11 protein-coding genes and 1 tRNA gene are annotated in these 14,632 nt (G+C 63.6%); 7 read left to right on the top strand and 5 right to left on the bottom strand.

Annotation, left to right across the window (positions count from 1 at the left end; genetic code table 11):
- Positions 1-74: 74 nt before the first annotated feature.
- The 4 genes from VM94_RS26460 (at position 75) to VM94_RS26445 (ending at position 5,024) form a co-directional block, all read left to right on the top strand.
- Positions 75-2,546: an alkaline phosphatase D family protein gene (locus VM94_RS26460; RefSeq protein ID WP_046686094.1), complete on the top strand. Its 2,472-nt coding sequence runs from the start codon at positions 75-77 to the stop codon at positions 2,544-2,546.
- Positions 2,547-2,673: 127 nt separating this feature from the next.
- Positions 2,674-3,594: a DMT family transporter gene (locus VM94_RS26455; RefSeq protein ID WP_046686294.1), complete on the top strand. Its 921-nt coding sequence runs from the start codon at positions 2,674-2,676 to the stop codon at positions 3,592-3,594.
- Between the two features lie 28 nt (positions 3,595-3,622).
- Complete coding sequence (locus VM94_RS26450; protein ID WP_034786684.1) at positions 3,623-4,012, top strand: methylglyoxal synthase; 390 nt, start codon at positions 3,623-3,625, stop codon at positions 4,010-4,012.
- A gap of 22 nt (positions 4,013-4,034) precedes the next feature.
- A complete protein-coding gene (locus tag VM94_RS26445) occupies positions 4,035-5,024 on the top strand; it encodes a quinone oxidoreductase family protein (protein WP_046686093.1) in 990 nt (329 codons plus the stop codon).
- Positions 5,025-5,194: 170 nt separating this feature from the next.
- Here the strand turns inward: VM94_RS26445 and VM94_RS26440 are convergent, their stop codons facing one another.
- Positions 5,195-5,824: a DUF4136 domain-containing protein gene (locus tag VM94_RS26440; RefSeq protein ID WP_046686092.1), complete on the bottom strand. Its 630-nt coding sequence runs from the start codon at positions 5,822-5,824 to the stop codon at positions 5,195-5,197.
- A gap of 197 nt (positions 5,825-6,021) precedes the next feature.
- Here VM94_RS26440 and pepN point away from each other — a divergent pair, with 197 nt between their 5' ends.
- From pepN to VM94_RS26425, 3 genes are all read left to right on the top strand, one after another.
- On the top strand, positions 6,022-8,676 hold the full coding sequence (gene pepN / locus VM94_RS26435) for an aminopeptidase N (protein WP_046686091.1): 2,655 nt from the start codon (positions 6,022-6,024) through the stop codon (positions 8,674-8,676).
- A gap of 142 nt (positions 8,677-8,818) precedes the next feature.
- Positions 8,819-9,820 (top strand): class 1 fructose-bisphosphatase, encoded by a 1,002-nt coding sequence (locus VM94_RS26430; RefSeq protein ID WP_034747152.1) that lies wholly within the window; start codon positions 8,819-8,821, stop codon positions 9,818-9,820.
- Between the two features lie 117 nt (positions 9,821-9,937).
- A tRNA-Thr gene (locus tag VM94_RS26425) sits at positions 9,938-10,013 on the top strand.
- A gap of 67 nt (positions 10,014-10,080) precedes the next feature.
- On the opposite strand, the gene VM94_RS26420 is transcribed toward VM94_RS26425, so the two are convergent.
- The 4 genes from VM94_RS26420 to VM94_RS26405 form a co-directional block, all read right to left on the bottom strand.
- Entirely contained in the window at positions 10,081-10,497 is a 417-nt protein-coding gene (locus VM94_RS26420) for a cupin domain-containing protein (protein ID WP_046686090.1), read from the bottom strand.
- A gap of 77 nt (positions 10,498-10,574) precedes the next feature.
- Entirely contained in the window at positions 10,575-11,402 is an 828-nt protein-coding gene (locus tag VM94_RS26415; protein WP_046686089.1) for an AraC family transcriptional regulator, read from the bottom strand.
- Between the two features lie 97 nt (positions 11,403-11,499).
- Positions 11,500-12,591 (bottom strand): porin, encoded by a 1,092-nt coding sequence (locus tag VM94_RS26410; protein ID WP_046686088.1) that lies wholly within the window; start codon positions 12,589-12,591, stop codon positions 11,500-11,502.
- Between the two features lie 7 nt (positions 12,592-12,598).
- A complete protein-coding gene (locus VM94_RS26405; protein WP_046686087.1) occupies positions 12,599-14,473 on the bottom strand; it encodes an amidohydrolase in 1,875 nt (624 codons plus the stop codon).
- Positions 14,474-14,632 lie beyond the last annotated feature (159 nt).

The following is a 14,632-nucleotide window of genomic DNA, read 5'->3' as shown; positions in this document are numbered from 1 at the left end:
ATCAGGATGACACAATCTGTTGCTAAAGTGACGCGCTTTCACCATATCGAGGGCGCGACATCATGGCAAGTCAAATGGACAGGCGGCAATTTCTGAAATTGGGCGGCTTTATCACGGTCTCCGTGGCCACCGTCGGCCTGGCCGCCTGCGGCAGCACCGACTACAGCGATCCCGGCGTGCCGCTGGCCTCGGGCAGCGACTGGAAATTCCCGCAAAGCGTGGCTTCGGGCGACCCGCGCGCCGACAGCGCCATGCTGTGGACGCGCGTCGTGCCCGCCAGTTTCGACGCCGTCGCGCCCGCCGTGGCCGGCAAGTCCGACGTTGCCGTGCGCCTGATCGTCAGCGCCAGCGACAATACGGCCGCCCTTGGCGGCAATACGGCCCTGGCGGGCACGCCCATCGTCGACGCCAAGCTGCCATTGAAAGCCGATTTCGACAATACCCTGCGCCACAAGGTGACGGGCTTGCAGCCGGGCCAGGTGTATTTTTACCAGTTCATCGCCGGCGACGTGCGCTCGAACGTGGGCCGCTTCAAGACGGCGCCTGCCGCCACGGCCGACGTATCGCAACTGCAGTTCGCCTACCTGACGTGCCAGGACTGGAGCATCAACCACTGGGGCGCGCTGTCGCACATTGCCGCCAATGAAAGCCTGGATTTCATCGTCCACCTGGGCGATTACATCTATGAAACGGTGGGCGAGGCGTTCCAGAGCGGCGCCGTGGAAAGCCGCCACGACCAGCTGAAATTGCCGGACGGCACGTATAAAAGCGGCACGTCCGGCGCCAAATACGCCACCACCGTGGCCGATTACCGCTACCTGTACAAGAAATACCGCACCGATGCGCGCCTGCAAGCCGTGCATGAGCGCTTTGCATTCATCGCCATCTGGGACGACCATGAATTCACGGACGACGCCTGGCAGGATGCGTCCACCTACGAGGGCATCGTGGCCACCGACGGCAGCGATTTGCACCAGCCGGCCCGCCGCCGCAGCGCCAACCAGGCCTGGTTCGAATACATGCCTGCCGACGTCACGTTCGATAGCGCCGCGACGACGTTCCAGAACATCCAGATCTACCGCGATTTCCAGTTCGGCAAACTGATGCAGCTGGTGATGACGGACGAGCGTCTGTACCGCGCCGACCATGCGATCGCCGAGTCGACCATCAACCCGGCCACAGGCAAGCCGCTGGGCAGCATCGGCAGTCGCTATCTGGTGCCGCAGGCGCTGTTCGACAGCGTGGAAGGGCAGAAAATGGCGGCCGCCACCAAGGCTGGCGCGGATCCGCTGGCCTCCGTTGGCATGCTGGGCAGCACGCAACGCGACTGGTGGAAAAGCAAGATGAAGGCGGCGACCTCGACCTGGAAACTGTGGGGCAATGAAGTGTCCTTGCTGCGCATGGGCTTGAATGGCACGGATGCGATCGCCACCTTGCTGGCGTTGAGCGCCATGAGCAAGGTGGGCCAGGCCATCGCCAGCACGCTGCCGCTGGTGGGCGGCAGCGTGCCGCTGGCGTCCGCCATCGTGGCAGCTTCCACGGCGGGCGCGGCGCAAAACGTGGCGCAAGCGGCGGCCATGGCCATTGCCGGCGCGGCAGCGAACGCCAGCGCCCAGGGGGCCGCTGCCGTGGGCGCCGGCTTGAGCGCGGCCCAGGCCGGCATCACGGTGGCCGCCTACAACAGCGCCTCGCCGGCCGCCGCCGCGCAAGTGATCGCCTTCGGCTGGATCAAGCCCGACGTGCAGGCCAAGGGCGCCGCATCGAGCTTTGTCGCCGCATCAGGCCAGCAAGCGGCGCTGGCGCCGTTCTTCACGCGCTTCCTGCTCAATTGCGACCAGTGGGATGGCTACAACAGCGAGCGCAAGAACCTGATGTCGCACCTGAAAACGAACGCCATCGGCAACGTGGTGGCGCTGACCGGCGATATCCACTCGTTCTTTGCCGGCACCGTCAGCGACGATTTTGACGCAGCGGGCGGCGGCACGCCCGTGATGGTGGACCTGGTGTCGGCTGGCGTCAGCTCCGATTCCTTCTTCAGCTACCTGAAGTCGGCCGCCGGCAGCATGGGTGATATCGGCACCCTCGTCAGCTATCCGCTGGCCATCCCCGTCACGGGCCTGGGCACGGTCAATCTCGACGTCAACCTGCTCGACTACACCATGGGCAAGGCGGCGCCCACCGTCGACAGCCTGCTGGAGCAATTGCGCGTGCAGCTGCGCGGCGCCTTGGCCGTCAAGGGCGTGCCGGAAGCGCAACTGGACGCGATGGTCGCTGCCGTGCAGGCGGGCTTGAAAGCGAGCACTGACTTCAGCGCGACCCTGCTGGGCCTGGCGCAGCAATTATCCGGCCTGGGCAACAACCCGTGGATCAAGCACCTGAACACGGATGCGCAAGGCTACACGGTGGTCACCTTGACGCCAGGCAAGCTGGTGGCGCAGTTCAAGCAGGTGAATAAACTGATCGGCACGGCGGCGCCGGCGAACGTGATTGCACGGGTGACGACGGCGACCGTGACGGCGGGTGCGGCGGCGGTGGTCGTCTCCTAAATGCCGCACTGGGGTGTTGTCGGGTTACGCCCTTTGGGCTAACCCGACCTACGTCCGACCTGCGCCCAGCCTTTACCAACGGCATGGGCGTTGCAGCCGTCTTTGGCTTTTGCCTTACAATCTGGGCATGAGCTCCAGTTCCCCGCAAGCAACCCCATCTTCGCTTCCCCGTTCCGTCTACCTCGGTGGCCTGGCCATCGCCGTGGGCGGAGCGGTGCTGTTTTCCACCAAGGCCATCGTCGCCAAGCTGCTGTACCGCTACCAGATCGACGCCGTCACCCTGATCGCCTTCAGGATGATTTTCTCGCTGCCCGTGTTCGCCGTCATCGCCTGGTGGAAGATGCGCACGGAGCCGCCGCTATCAAACCGCGACCGCCTGCGCCTCGTCGGGCTGGGCCTCGTCGGTTATTACCTGTCCAGCTATCTGGATTTCCTGGGCCTGCAATACATTTCCGTGGGGCTCGAGCGATTGATCCTGTTCCTCACGCCCACCTTCGTGCTCCTGATTACCACCGTGTACTTCAAGCAGAGCATCAGCCGCCTGCAGTGGCTGGCCTTGCTGACCTCGTACTGCGGCATCGTGCTCGTGTTCGTGCATGACTTGCAGGGCGGCGCCAGCAATGTGGCGCTCGGTTCCACCTTGGTGCTCGGCTCGGCCTGCTCGTATGCCGTGTACCTGCTGGGCTCGGGAGAATTAGTGAAACGCATCGGTTCGATGCGCCTGGTCAGCTACGCGATGTGCGTGGCCAGCTTTGCCTGCATCGCCCAGTTTTTTATTTTGCGCCCCGTCGAACTGCTGATCCAGCCCATGCCCGTGTATGGCTTGTCCTTGCTCAATGGCATCTTTTGCACGGTGATGCCCGTCTTCATGACGATGATCGCCGTCGAACGCATCGGCGCGCCTGTCGCTTCGCAGGCGGGCATGATCGGCCCCGTGTCGACCCTGTTCCTGGGCGCCATGATCCTCGATGAACCGATCACCAACTGGCAACTGGCCGGCACCAGCCTTGTGCTGGCCGGGATTTACTTGCTGTCGAAAAAGAAATAATTCCTCCACCCACTGAAAAGTCCTCACCATGAAAACACGCATCGCCCTGATTGCCCACGACAAGAAAAAAGATGACATGATTACCCTGGCGGGCGAATACCTGGATTTTTTGAAGGGCTGCGAACTGTCGGCCACGGGCACCACGGGCGGGCGCCTGATCAATGAACTGGGCCTGGCAGTCGAGCGCAAGCATTCGGGCCCGTTCGGCGGCGACTTGCAGATCGGCTCGCTGCTGGTGGAAGGCTTGATCGATTGCGTGATCTTCCTGCGCGACCCGATGACGCCGCAGCCGCATGAGCCGGACATCAACGCCCTGGTGCGCGCCTGCGACGTACACAACGTGGCATGCGCAACGAATCTGTCGTCGGCGCACCTGGTGCTGTCGCAACTGCAAGCGCGGGCCAGCGCGGCCGCCTGATCTACATAGACGAGGAGATAGCATGAGCGCAACGATTACCACCAAAGCCATCCGCGTACAGCGCACGGGCGGCCCGGAAGTGATGGAGTACGTGGACGTGGAACTGCCGCCGCCCGGTCCCGGCGAGGCGCGCGTCAGGCATGAGGCCATCGGCCTCAATTTCATCGACGTGTATTTCCGCACGGGCTTGTACCCCCAGCCGTTGCCAAACGGCCTCGGCGTCGAAGGCGCGGGCATCGTCGAGGCGGTGGGCGAGGGCGTCACGGAAGTCAAGGTCGGCGACCGGGTGGCGTATGCGGCGCGCATCAATGGCGCGTATGCACAGCAGCGCAACCTGCCGGCGGCCCTGCTGCTGGTACTGCCCGAACGCATCGGTTTCGATACGGCCGCCGCCATGATGCTGCAAGGCTTGACGGTGCAATACCTGTTCCACCGCACGGTGGCCCTGAAGGCGGGCGACACCATCCTGTTCCATGCGGCCGCGGGCGGCGTGGGCCTGATCGCCTGCCAGTGGGCGAAAGTACTGGGCGTGAACCTGATCGGCACGGCCGGTTCCGATGAAAAGGTGGCGCTGGCCAAGGCGCATGGCGCGGCCCACGTCATCAACTACAACACGGAAAACTTCGTCGAGCGCGTGCGCGAGATCACGGGCGGCAAGGGCGTGTCCGTTGTCTACGATTCCATCGGAAAAGACACGTTCACCGGTTCGCTCGATTGCCTGGCGCCGCTGGGCATGATGGTCAGCTTCGGCAACGCCTCCGGTCCCGTGCCCGCGTTTACGCTGGGCGAACTGGCCTCGCGCGGCTCGCTGTTCCTCACGCGTCCGGCCCTGTTCAGCTATGCGTCGAACCGCGCCAACCTGGAAGAGATGGCGACCTCGCTGTTCGGCGTCGTCAGCAGCGGCGAAGTGCAGATCGAGATCAACCAGCGCTACAGCCTGGCCAATATCGCCCAGGCGCACACGGACCTGGAAGCGCGCAAGACGACGGGCTCGACCATCATCGTGCCATGAGCGGCGGCAGTGACGGCACACCGAAGTTCGGCCGCCTGCTGATCGTGCTGTTGTTGGCCGTGGCCCTGATCGGCGCGCTGACCTTTGCCGCCGAGGCGTATTATTCGTAGGTGAAAAAAAACCGGCTGGTGCATTGTGGCACCAGCCGGTTTTTTCGTATTGCCACCTGATTATTCCACTTTGACTTCGACCCTGCGTGGCACGCCGCTCTGGCCGGGGAAGTCGGCAAAGGCGCTGGCCACCATGGCCGGCATCACTTGCGACGTGGCGCGCTTGTTGCTGGTCGATTGTACGGTCACGTCGTACAGTTTCTTGCCGTTGCGGTCATTGATCGTGATACGCAATTCGCGTTCGTATTTATGGCGCACGCTTTCTTCCACGTCCAGCGGGCCATACCAGTAGGGGTTGTAGCCGAAGCGGCCATAGCCAGGCCAGGCGCCGTAGCGGTAGCCATAGCGGCCAGGCCAGTAGCCTGGGCCATACCAGAATGGGTCCGTGGTCTGCAGCACGCGCTCAGGATAGTCGACGGTGGAAAAATTCATTGCCACGCGCAAATTGGCTGCCGCAGGGCCGGAAGCTTCGCCGAAGCCGTGCTTGGCCAGTTCCGCGCGCACCAGGTTCTGGTAGCTGCGGTATTCCAGAGTGTCGTTTTCGGCATCTGGTGTTTCAAACGCATACGATTTGTCCTGCAATTGCGCAGGCCACTCATGGAAGACGGTTACATCGCTGCGTATGGTGGTGGCGCATCCGGTCAGCAACACGGTCAATGCGGCCATCATGATGGTGAGATAACGTTTCATTGCATGACCTCCTGATAGTAGACACAATTCATCGCTTAGTATTATAAGAATAGTTCTATTTGTTTCTATTCATTATTACAGAATGTTACGGAGCATGTCGGCGTGTAAGGGAATCCAACATTCCTGAGCCGAATCGCGACTATCGGGGGCTGGTGTTGGTAAAATAGGCTTTTGCCTCCGCTCCCACCCAAATCCCTATGCGCACAGACAGCCCTCAGACGATTTACCGCAAAGATTACACGCCGCCCAGCTTCCTGGTCGACAGCGTCGAACTTGGTTTCGATCTTGATCCCGCCCGCACAGTGGTGGCGAGCCGGATCCAGATGCGCCACAACCCGGCCAGCACCAGCCGCAGCATCGAATTGCACGGCGAACACATCGAACTGGTGATGGTGCGCCTGAATGGCAAAGTGTTGAAGCCGTCGCAGTACAAACTGACGGCCGGCATGCTGACCATCCCCAAGGCGCCGGACGAGGTGCTGCTCGATATCGAGACCGTGCTGGCGCCGCAGGACAATACGTCGCTGTCGGGTCTGTATGTGTCGAACCATAATTTCTTCACGCAGTGCGAAGCGGAAGGCTTCCGCCGCATCACCTTCTTCCCGGACCGTCCGGACGTGATGGCCAAGTACACGGTCATGCTGCGCGCCGACAAGGAACAATATCCGGTGCTGCTATCGAACGGCAACCTGATCGAAGAGGGCGACCTGGGGGACGGCCGCCATTACGCCAAGTGGGAGGATCCGTTCAAGAAGCCGTCCTATTTGTTCGCGCTGGTGGCCGCCCGCCTGGTGTGCCAGGAAGAGCGCTACACCTTGAAGTCTGGCCGCGAAGTGCTGCTGCAAGTGTGGGTGGAAGACGGAAACCTCGATAAGACCGACTACGCCATGCAGTCGCTGAAAAACTCGATCCGCTGGGACGAGGAGCGCTTCGCCCTGGAACTGGACCTGGACCGCTTCATGATCGTCGCCGTGGGCGACTTCAACATGGGCGCCATGGAAAACAAGGGCTTGAACATCTTCAATACCAAGTACGTGCTGGCCAATTCGCGCGTGGCGACCGACGTCGATTACGCGGGCATCGAAGCGGTGGTGGGCCATGAGTACTTCCATAACTGGACCGGCAACCGCGTGACGTGCCGCGACTGGTTCCAGCTGTCGTTGAAGGAAGGCTTGACGGTCTTCCGCGACCAGGAATTCTCGGCCGACATGATCGGCACGGACACGGGCCGCGCCGTCACGCGCATCGACCAGGTGCGCACCTTGCGCCAGGCGCAATTCCCCGAAGATGCGGGCCCGATGGCGCATCCCGTGCGTCCCGACTCCTTTGTCGAGATCAATAACTTTTATACGGTCACCATCTACGAGAAGGGCGCCGAAGTGGTGCGCATGTACCAGACCCTCGTGGGCCGCGACGGCTTCCGCAAGGGCATGGACCTGTATTTTGAACGCCACGATGGTCAGGCCGTGCAGTGCGACGACTTCCGCGCCGCCATGGCGGACGCGAATGGCCGCGATTTCACGCAATTCGAGCGCTGGTACAGCCAGGCCGGCACGCCCATCGTCACCGCTTCCACGCGCTACGATGCGGCCAGCCGGACGTTCGAGCTGACCCTGGCGCAAAGCTGTCCCGCCACGCCGGGCCAGCCGAAAAAACTTCCGTTCCACATTCCCGTCACCGTCGGCTTGCTGGGTGCGGACGGCCGCGACATGCCGCTGCACGTCGATGGCGTGGCAGCTGATGGCGCCACCAGCGTCGTGCTGGAATTGACGCAGGCGTCGCAGACTTTCCGCTTCACGAACGTGATGGAAGCACCCGTGCCGTCGCTGCTGCGCGACTTTTCCGCGCCCGTGGTGCTGGAATACGGCTATACCGACGCCGAGTTGCTGCACCTGTTCCGCCACGACAGCGACCCCGTCAACCGATGGGAAGCGGGCCAGCGCCTGGCCATGGAGCGCCTGCTGAAACTGACTGCCGCCGTCGCCGCCGGCGAGACCCTGGCGCTGGACGACACCTTCATCGCAGCGCAGCGCGCCTTGCTGGCCGATGAAACGCTCGATCCTGCCTTCCGCGAGCTGGCCCTGATCCTGCCGTCGGAAACCATCATCGCCGAGCGCATGGCGCAAGTCGACCCGCAAGCGATCCATGCGGCACGCCAGTTCATGCGCCGCACGATTGCCGCAGCCCTGAAGCAGGAATTGCTGGCGCAATACCACGCCAACCAGACGCCGGGCGAATACAGCCCTGACGCCCTGTCGGCCGGCAAGCGCGCGCTGAAAAACCTGGCCCTGGCCTATCTGCTGATCGCCCCAGGCGCGCAAGAGCTGGACCTGGCGCGGCTGCAGTTCGACAATGCAGGCAACATGACGGACCGCGCCGCGGCGCTGGCGGCGCTGATTCATTCCGGTTCGCAGCCGCATGCGCAGGCGGCCCTGACCAGTTTCTATACCGACTTCGAGAACGAAGCGCTGGTGGTCGACAAGTGGTTCGCCATGCAGGCGGCCGCGCCAACGACCGACGTGCAAGCCGTGCGCCAGCTGATGACGCATCCGGCCTTCACCTTGAAAAATCCGAACCGCGCGCGCAGCCTGATCTTCAATTTCACCAACGGCAATCCATCGCAATTCCACGCGCAAGACGGCAGCGGCTACGCCTTCTGGGCCGAGCAGGTCATCGCGCTCGACGCCCTGAACCCGCAAGTGGCGGCTCGCCTGGCGCGCTCGATGGACCGCTGGCGCCGTTACGTGCCCGCGCTGCAAAGCCCCATGCGCGACGCGCTGGAAAAAGTCGCCGGCCAGGCCAGCTTGTCGAATGACGTGATGGAAGTCGTTTCCAAGGCATTGGCGAATTGATGGCATGCCGGATTACGCCCTGCGGGCTAATCCGACCTACGTATGCAACGGGATTCATTATTTGTAGGTCGGCTTAGCGCCAGGGCGCGTAAGCCGACAGGCACCGAACGAGACGTATTTAAAACACTAACTAAGGGGTTTCATGAAACGCATCAGTCTTACGCAATACCTGGTTGAAGAGCAGCGCTCGAACAACAGCATTCCGGCCGAACTGCGCCTGCTGATCGAAGTCGTCGCGCGCGCCTGCAAGACCATCAGCCACGCCGTCGGCAAGGGCGCCCTCGGTGAAGTGCTGGGCACGGCCGACACGGAAAACGTGCAGGGCGAAGTACAGAAAAAACTCGACATCATCTCCAACGAGATCCTGCTGGAAGCGAACGAATGGGGCGGCCACCTGGCGGCCATGGCGTCGGAAGAGATGGAATCGATTCACCCGATCCCGAACCGCTATCCGAAGGGCGAATACATGCTGTTGTTCGACCCACTCGATGGCTCGTCGAACATCGACGTCAACGTTTCCATCGGCACCATCTTCTCCGTGCTGAAGGCACCGGACGGCATGGGGCAGCCGACCGAGCAGGATTTCATGCAGGCGGGCAGCAAGCAAGTGGCGGCCGGCTACGCCGTGTACGGCCCGCAAACCATGCTGGTGCTGACCTTCGGCAATGGCGTGAACTGCTTCACCCTGGACCGCGAGATGGGTTCGTGGGTGCTCACGCAAAGCAATATGCAGATTCCGCCGACGACCAAGGAATTCGCCATCAACATGTCGAACGCGCGCCACTGGCATCCGCCCGTGAAGCGCTATGTCGACGAACTGCTGGCCGGCGACACGGGCCCGCGCGGCACCAATTTCAACATGCGCTGGATCGCCTCAATGGTGGCCGACGTGCACCGCATCCTGAACCGCGGCGGCATCTTCATGTACCCGGCCGACCTGCGCGACACGTCCATGCCGGGCAAGCTGCGCCTGATGTACGAAGCGAACCCGATGGCCTTCATCGTCGAGCAAGCGGGCGGCGCGGCCACCGACGGCCAGCAGCGCATCATGGACATCGCCCCGCACAAGCTGCACCAGCGCGTGCCCGTCTTCCTCGGCTCGAAAGACGAAGTGGCCCGCGTCACGGCCTACCACGCTGAGTAAAAAAACGGCACTTTCCCACGATTTTCAGCGGCCCGCAGTCGGGCCGCTAAAAAAATGCAAAAAAGTTCGCGTTGACACTAGCAAATTTTGTGCATTGTTTGTAGAATGTGGGTCTTCGCCGTTGTAGCTCAGTTGGTAGAGCAGCACATTCGTAATGTGAAGGTCGCCAGTTCGATTCCGGCCAACGGCACCAAGTTTCATCAAAAGACCCGCTGACTTGCAAAAGTCAGCGGGTTTTTGTTTTTGTCATCCTTCCGGCGTCATATCCACTGATCGTTCTCCACCGTGCGCTCGCCCACGCCGCCGTCGCCCGTGTTGACCACGCCGCGCGGCTCGATCAGCAGCAGCCTCGTTTCGGCAAGGGCGCACGGCTTGTGTTCCACGCCCTTGGGGACTACCGCCATCTGGCCGGCAGTCAGCACGATGGCGTGTCCTTGCGCATAGCCGGGGCCGCGCAGGGCGATGCGCAATTCGCCGTCCAGCACGATGAAGGTTTCATCCGTATCGGCATGCCTGTGCCACTGGAATTCCCCGAATAACTTGACGACCTTGAACTGGTAGTCATTCATTTCGGCGATGACGCGCGGCTGCCAGTGCCCGTCGATCAGGTCGATTTTGCCTGCCAGGTCGATGGACTGGCCTTGGCCGCGCGTGGTGGTAGTGGTGGTGTCTGGCATGATGTACTCCGTTCAAGTGGCGATGCAGCCAGAATACGCAGGCACTTGCTGGCCGTATTGAACGATCGTGGGTGTTTTCAGCGTGTGCTGGCGCCGCCAGCGTAACGCAGCCAGCGGCCGGGCGTGAGTCCATACGTTTTCAGGAAATGCCGCGTCATGTGGCTCTGGTCGGCAAAGCCCGCCGCCATGGCGGCCGAGGCGAGCGTGCTGCCAGCCAGCAGCAGGCGCCGCACCATTTCCAGGCGCCGCATCGTCAGATAGCGGTATGGGCTGGTGCCATAGAAAACGCGAAAGTCGTGCGACAGGCTCCAGCGGTCGCGTCCCGTTGCCGCTTCGAGTTCCGCCAGGGGGACGGCGCGCGCGCAGTGCGCCTGCAGGTAGTCGCGCGCGCGCCGCGCCGCCAGGTAGTCGCCTTTTGGACGCTGCGCCGGCGTGCCTGCCGCCGCCGCCAGCGCATGCGCCATTTCGGCCAGCGCCTCGCTCTGTTCCAGCGCTTCGAGCGGGTGGCCGTCGTGCGGCAGCAAGGTTGAAGTGGCCGCCGCCAGGCGGGGATCGGTCGACACGCCGCCCTCGATGAAGGGCAAGGCGCGTCCGCCCAGCACGTCCTGAAACAGCGCCGGTTCGATATACAGCATGCGGTAACGGAAGCCGGCCTCGGTACCCGCCTGGCCATCGTGGGCCTCGTCGGGATGCAGGATCATGGTATTGCCGGGCAGGCTGTCGCGCTGGCCGCGGCGGTAGCTGAAACGCTGCACGCCCGCCAGCGTGCGGCCGATGGCGTAGGTGTCGTGGCGGTGCATGGCATAGGCCTTGCCCTGGAACCACGCCTCGATGCGTTCGATTCCCTGTACCGGTTCGGCGCACTTGACCCAATCGCCAAGCGCCGGTGCTGATGCTCGCTTCATGGTGTCTGTTCGCAGATGCCTGCCCTGGTTGCGGAACGCAGACTGTACTCGCCGCGCGCAGGGCTGTCCACGAAAACCGTGCCTCAGAAGTTGTGCTTCAGAAGTTGTGCTTGATGCCCAGCGCCACGCCCGACAGGGTGGCGCCCTGCGTTTCCCCATCGCGTCCCAGGCTGTTGATGGCAAAGTCGGCGATGCCGTTGCGGCCGTTGGCCAGGCGCGTGTAGTAGGCAAACAGGCTGCTGCGTTTCGACAGCTGGTAGTCGTAGCCGATGGTGGCGTGGGTGGCGCCCGTACCCGCTCCCGCGTGCACGGTGCCGATGGTTTCCAGCGCGCTGCCGGTGGCGCTTTGCGCGTGGGCCAGGCCGAAACGCAGGCCGTGGCGGCCGAACTGGCGCGTGGCGGAAACATAGGCCGTGCGGCGGCGCAGCTCGCCCGTCGCCGTGGCATAGCGCAGGCTTTCCAGCGCCGCCGCCAGCTGCGTGGCGCTGTCAACGCGCCACGCGATGGCCAGCTTGCTGCCACGGTCGGACAGTCCGCGTCCCTGGTAATCGCGGTGCTCTTCATGCGCCACGGTGGCGTACAGGGCTCCGCCGTCGTAGAGCAGGGCGGCCGACGTCAGTGACGGATGTGCACCGCTGGCCGGCCGTTCTTCCGCCATGCCGCGCGCCACGCGCAGCGACCAGCCCTGCCACTGGGGCGTCCAGTAATGCACGCTGTTCTGCTGGCGCCGGTCGAACGAGTACGCGTTGCTGGTATTGTTTTCGGTGGCGCCCGCACCGTTGCCCATCAGGCTCATGTAGCCGGCCGTGGTGGGGTAGAACGGGTCGAGCGCGGAGGTGGCGCTGTTGTAGGGCAGGGTCCAGTTGCCGGCAAACAGCGTGCCCCACGGCCCTGCAATGCCGACGCGCGTGTCGCGCGCGGCGATGGAGCCCGCGCCCGTGTCGGGCGACAAGGTGCCCTCGACCTGGAACAGCGCCTGCCAGCCACCGCCCAAGTCTTCGCTGCCGCGAACACCGAGTACCGAGCGGTTGTTGGAGACGCGCCGCACGCTGTCGCCGCTGCCGGAAGTGTGCAGCGCTTCGAGCGCCACGTTCAGGCGGCCGTACAGCTGTACATTTTCCTGTGCCGCGGCGGGCAGGGCCGCCGCCAGTGCCAGGGCACCGGCAGCGCATGAAAACACGCGCGTCATACGCACCTCAGAACGCAAAGCAGCTGCATCCCAGCGCGCCCCAGAAGCCGGAGTGGCTGGAAACGGGCACGGAACTCTTGCGCGCCACGTCGTGGGCGTGGGCGTGCACGCCGCAGGCGCCCTGGCACTGGTGCTGCTGCATGACGCTGGTCTTTTGCGGCGGCGCTGAGCGGTAGTGGCCGGCCACGTTTTTCACGGGCGACCAATCGGGCAGCACGGGAATCGGAGGCGGCGCCAGCTTGGTAAATTCCGCCTGGCCGTAGACGATCTTGCCGCCGACGATGGTGAGCACGGATTCGATGGACTTGATCGCTTCTTCATCGATGCTGAAGAAATCGGCGCTCAGCACGGCTAGGTCGGCCAGCATGCCTTCCTGGATGCGGCCCTTCTTGCCTTGCTCGCTGGAGAACCAGGCGCTGCCCGCCGTCCACAGTTCCAGCGCCGTATCGCGCGACAAACGGCTGCCTGCGTCGTAGAGGCGCAAGCCGCCCACGGTGCGGCCAGACACCAGCCAGTACAGCGCCGTCCACGGGTTGTAGCTGGCGACCCGGGTGGCGTCCGTGCCGCCGCCCACGGGCACGCCCGAGGCAAGCATGCGCGCGATGGGCGGCGTGGCCTTGGCCGCTTCCGCGCCGTAGCGGTCGACAAAGTATTCGCCCTGGAAGGCCATGCGGTGCTGGATGGCGATGCCGCCGCCCAGCGCCTTGACCCGGTCGATGTTTTTCGGCGTGATGGTTTCGCAGTGGTCGAACATCCAGTGCAGGCCGTCGAACGGGATATCGCGGTTGACCTTTTCAAACACCGTTAGCATGCGGTCGATCGATTCGTCGTACGTGGCGTGCAGGCGGAACGGCCAGCGTTTCGACACCAGGTGACGCACGACCTTTTCCAGCTCGTCATCCATGCCGGGCGCCAGGTCCGGGCGCGGCTCGAGGAAATCCTCGAAGTCGGCGGCGGAAAACACGAGCATTTCGCCAGCGCCGTTGTGGCGGTAGTAATCGTCGCCCTGGCCCGGCGTGACCATCTCCGTCCATTTCTCGAAATCTTCCAGTTCGCGGCCCTTGTTTTGCGTGAACAGGTTGTAGGCGATGCGTATCGTCAGCTGCTCTTTTTGCGCCAGTTCCTCGACCACCGCGTAGTCTTCCGGATAATTCTGGAAACCGCCGCCCGCGTCGATGGCGCTGGTCAGCCCGAGGCGGTTGAGTTCGCGCATGAACTGGCGCGTGGAATTGACTTGCAATTCGCGCGGCAGGGTTGGACCCTTGGCCAGGGTCGCATATAAAATCATGGCGTTTGGACGGGCGATCAGCATGCCGGTCGGATTGCCGGCCGCGTCGCGTACGATTTCGCCGCCGGGCGGGTTCGGCGTATTCTTGTCGTAGCCGACCACGCGCAGGGCGGCGCGGTTGAGCAGGGCGCGGTCGTACAGGTGCAGGATGAAGACAGGCGTGTCGGGTGCGGCCGCATTGATTTCATCAAGGGTCGGCATGCGTTTTTCCGCGAACTGGAATTCGTTCCAGCCGCCCACGACGCGTACCCACTGCGGGTTCGGCGTGCGCAAGGCTTGTTCCTTGAGCATGCGCAGGGCGTCCCCCAGCGATGGCACGCCTTCCCAGCGCAATTCCAGGTTGTAGTTCAAGCCGCCGCGGATCAGGTGCAGGTGCGAGTCGTTCAGGCCGGGAATCACCGTGCGGCCACCGAGGTCGATTACGCGGCTGTCGGACGTGCGGTGGCGCATGACGTCATCGGCATCGCCCACGGCGAGGAATTTGCCGTCGGCGATGGCCACCGCGCTCGCTTGCGGGCAGCCTTTGTCGACGGTATGGAAGCAGCCATTGAGCAGTATCAAGGGTGCGGCGGCGGGGAGGGTATGTTCTGGCATGGTGCTGCTCCATGGTTGCGGTGCGGGGAGGGCCGGCGTGCGCGGCGCGAAAGTCACGTCGGCCAGTGTAGCGGACGTTCCAGGCTTGAACACGGGCCAAAAGATCAGGTGCGGCGGGCCGCACTGGCCGAATGGCGGGGGCGGCGGCCGGCCGCATGG

Source organism: Janthinobacterium sp. KBS0711, from assembly GCF_000988085.1.
GTDB lineage: Bacteria > Pseudomonadota > Gammaproteobacteria > Burkholderiales > Burkholderiaceae_D > Janthinobacterium > Janthinobacterium lividum_E.
Note: the sequence above shows the minus strand (reverse complement) of the source record. Positions and strands in the feature narration are given on the sequence as shown.

What these genes read in the sequence shown, in the direction of transcription:
- pepN (WP_046686091.1), top strand. Translation starts at nt 6,022, where the DNA reads ATGCGCACAGACAGCCCTCAGACGATTTACCGCAAAGATTACACGCCG.
- VM94_RS26420 (WP_046686090.1), bottom strand. Translation starts at nt 10,497, where the DNA reads ATGCCAGACACCACCACTACCACCACGCGCGGCCAAGGCCAGTCCATC.
- VM94_RS26415 (WP_046686089.1), bottom strand. Translation starts at nt 11,402, where the DNA reads ATGAAGCGAGCATCAGCACCGGCGCTTGGCGATTGGGTCAAGTGCGCC.
- VM94_RS26455 (WP_046686294.1), top strand. Translation starts at nt 2,674, where the DNA reads ATGAGCTCCAGTTCCCCGCAAGCAACCCCATCTTCGCTTCCCCGTTCC.
- VM94_RS26405 (WP_046686087.1), bottom strand. Translation starts at nt 14,473, where the DNA reads ATGCCAGAACATACCCTCCCCGCCGCCGCACCCTTGATACTGCTCAAT.
- VM94_RS26430 (WP_034747152.1), top strand. Translation starts at nt 8,819, where the DNA reads ATGAAACGCATCAGTCTTACGCAATACCTGGTTGAAGAGCAGCGCTCG.
- VM94_RS26445 (WP_046686093.1), top strand. Translation starts at nt 4,035, where the DNA reads ATGAGCGCAACGATTACCACCAAAGCCATCCGCGTACAGCGCACGGGC.
- VM94_RS26460 (WP_046686094.1), top strand. Translation starts at nt 75, where the DNA reads ATGGACAGGCGGCAATTTCTGAAATTGGGCGGCTTTATCACGGTCTCC.
- VM94_RS26440 (WP_046686092.1), bottom strand. Translation starts at nt 5,824, where the DNA reads ATGAAACGTTATCTCACCATCATGATGGCCGCATTGACCGTGTTGCTG.
- VM94_RS26450 (WP_034786684.1), top strand. Translation starts at nt 3,623, where the DNA reads ATGAAAACACGCATCGCCCTGATTGCCCACGACAAGAAAAAAGATGAC.
- VM94_RS26410 (WP_046686088.1), bottom strand. Translation starts at nt 12,591, where the DNA reads ATGACGCGCGTGTTTTCATGCGCTGCCGGTGCCCTGGCACTGGCGGCG.